At 43.9% G+C, this 2,387-nt stretch carries 2 protein-coding genes and 1 pseudogene; all 3 read right to left on the bottom strand.

The annotated features are described in order from the left end of the window. Window positions 1-334: pseudogene (locus Q0338_RS08775) on the bottom strand (DUF459 domain-containing protein); the annotation flags it as partial. Continuing rightward, the gene (locus tag Q0338_RS08770) at window positions 334-1,668 is read right to left on the bottom strand and encodes an MBOAT family O-acyltransferase (protein ID WP_298086419.1); all 1,335 of its coding nucleotides are present in this window, start codon (window positions 1,666-1,668) and stop codon (window positions 334-336) included. The pseudogene Q0338_RS08775 and the gene Q0338_RS08770, both read right to left, overlap by 1 nt. Window positions 1,669-1,886: 218 nt before the next feature. Beyond that, window positions 1,887-2,354, bottom strand: a complete 468-nt coding sequence (locus Q0338_RS08765; RefSeq protein ID WP_298086418.1) for a redoxin family protein — start codon at window positions 2,352-2,354, stop codon at window positions 1,887-1,889. Between the last annotated feature and the right edge of the window lie 33 nt (window positions 2,355-2,387).

Below are 2,387 nucleotides of genomic sequence, written 5' to 3'. Positions count from 1 at the left end.
CCGCGCCGATAGTAGGCGTTAAATTTTGCGTGTTTTGAGCGTTTAAATTTGCGGGTTCGGTTTGTAAGGCGGTTAAATTTTGCTCCGTTTTAGGGCTAGTTGCGACCTGTTTTTTATCGCCCAAAAAAATACCCGTAAGTTTATCGATGGTCGATTTTGCGCTCTGCAAGCCATCCTCTGCCGTGCTTATAAATTTATCGCTCAGCGCCATCGCGCGCTCGTCCGTGATGAAAAAATCCTTTTGATATTTGGCTTCGTAGTAGTTTGACAGCGGTCGCAAAAATAGCGCAATCAGCGTAAAAAACGCGAGAAATACCCCAAAAAACGCTCTCATTAAAATCCTTGATATATAAAGTTAGGCATACCGGACGGCATCAAAAAGTAAATAATTATCCCAAAAATCGCCAAAAAAACGGCTGAAAAAATAACGTTTATATTTGCGAAAAATTTGACCAAAAGCGGATAAACGTCAAGCGCGGCGTATAAAAATACGAACACGAAAACGCCCGCAAATAGCGCGCAAATGGCAAGAAGTTCGCCGCCCGAGTTTCTAAAAATCGCTCCGATATAGCGCACCGCTCCCTCAAAATCCATCGTGAAAAATACCCAAATCATACTCACGAAAATAAACGTAAAATATCGTCCAAGTATGGCCGAATTTAGCCGTTTGCGCTCGCTAGTTAAGTTTAAAAACACGACGCCAAGGCCGTGGATGAGCCCCCAGAGTAAAAAGCTAAGCCCCGCGCCGTGCCAGACGCCCGAGATCGCAAAGACTAGCATCACGTTTAGCTGCGTTTGCGCCTGCGTGCCGCGACTGCCTCCGAGCGGAAAATAGACGCACTCTTTAAAAAAAATCATGAGGCTGATGTGCCAATTTTGCCAGAAAATTTTTAAATTTCGCGCCGTAAAAGGGCGGTTGAAGTTTTGCGGCAAAACAAAGCCGCACATGAGTCCTAGCGCCGTCACGAAGTCCACGTAGCCGCTAAAATCGGCGTAAAGCAGCACGCTGTAGCCAAAAAGTGCGCCAAGAAGCTGCGAAGCGGGTAGGGTGGGCGCGGCAAAAACGGGATTAACTATCTCGAAAAGATGGTTTGCGACGATGAGCTTTTTAAAAAGTGCGGAGCATAAAAGTGCAAATATCACGGGGCTAGCGCGAAAAACCTTGGGAGAGTTTAGCGTCTCGAAAAAGGGCTTTGGCCGTAAAATCGGACCCGAAATAATCGCGGCAAAAAAGCTAAGAAAAATCAGCGTATCAAGATAGCTAGGCGCCTCTAGCTCGCCCTCTCGCACGGCTTTTAGTAGCAAAATGCTCATAAACGAATAAAACGAAATGCCAAGCGGAAGCGCGATGGTTTCAAGCCTCATGACGCCAAATTTGATCGTAAAATAGCCGCCGTATTTAAAAAACGCAAGCGCGCAAAGCACGAAAATAATGCCCGCGGCAAACGGGATCACTGAGTCTTTGCCCTGAGCCGCCCTTACAAAAAGAAAAATCGCCGTGCTAAAGATAAAATTTATGATTAGAAATTTAAGCCCGAACGAGGCTAAAAACAGATAAGAAAAGGCGAGTAAAACGGCTTTTTGCAGGTGCGGGCGCGTGTTTAAAAAATAATAAATCGGCCAAAAAATAAAAAAGCACAAGCCAAATTCTATGGAAAAAAGATTCATATCCCGCCTAAATTTTTGCGTAATTATATAAAAAAATTATTTTGGGTTAGGTTAAATTTACGTTTGACGGGAATTTAAAATTTGACTTGCGGTTTTGCTTGCGCGTGTTTTAAATTCGGCATCAAATTTGTGGCCTAAATTTGAGTTCAAAACACCTCAAATTCGCGTCCAAATTTGAGCCCTAAATTTCTCGCCCTCTTGCGAAAATCAGCTAAAATTTAAAGCCGCTCTATCGCCGAAAGTACGTTTGCCGCGTCGTTTGCGGGCTCGGCCACGTCGTTAAATCTTTTTACGACTTCGCCGTTTTTCATAATCAGCGTTTGGCGGCGGTAAAATTTCTTGCCGTCGTTTGTGGTAAAAGTTTGCAAATTTAGCGGGGATTCTAGCTCGAAGTTTTCGTCGCTTAAAAAGATAAAATTTGCGCCTACGCTTTGTTTAAACTCGTTCATCTTTTCTACGCTTTGAGAGCCGATGGCGATTAGCGTAAAGCCTGCAGATTCGAGCTTTTCAAGGTTTTCTTGGTAGGCTTTGCACTGAAGCGTGCAGCCGGTTAGCCCCTTTAAATCCTTTAAATTTTCAGGCAAAAACTTCCCGCTCTTGCCCATTTTAGGATATGTAAAAACTATGCAGTTTTTGTCGCCCGTTAGCTCGTCAAATTTGACCGGATTTGCGTTTATATCTTTCATTGCGTCCTCTTTGAGTGTGAATTGTTGAAAAAA

Origin of the sequence: uncultured Campylobacter sp. (assembly GCF_938018145.1) — a bacterium.
GTDB lineage: Bacteria > Campylobacterota > Campylobacteria > Campylobacterales > Campylobacteraceae > Campylobacter_A.
The sequence above is the reverse complement of the archived record's forward strand: the minus strand, read 5'-3'. Positions and strand labels throughout refer to the sequence as shown.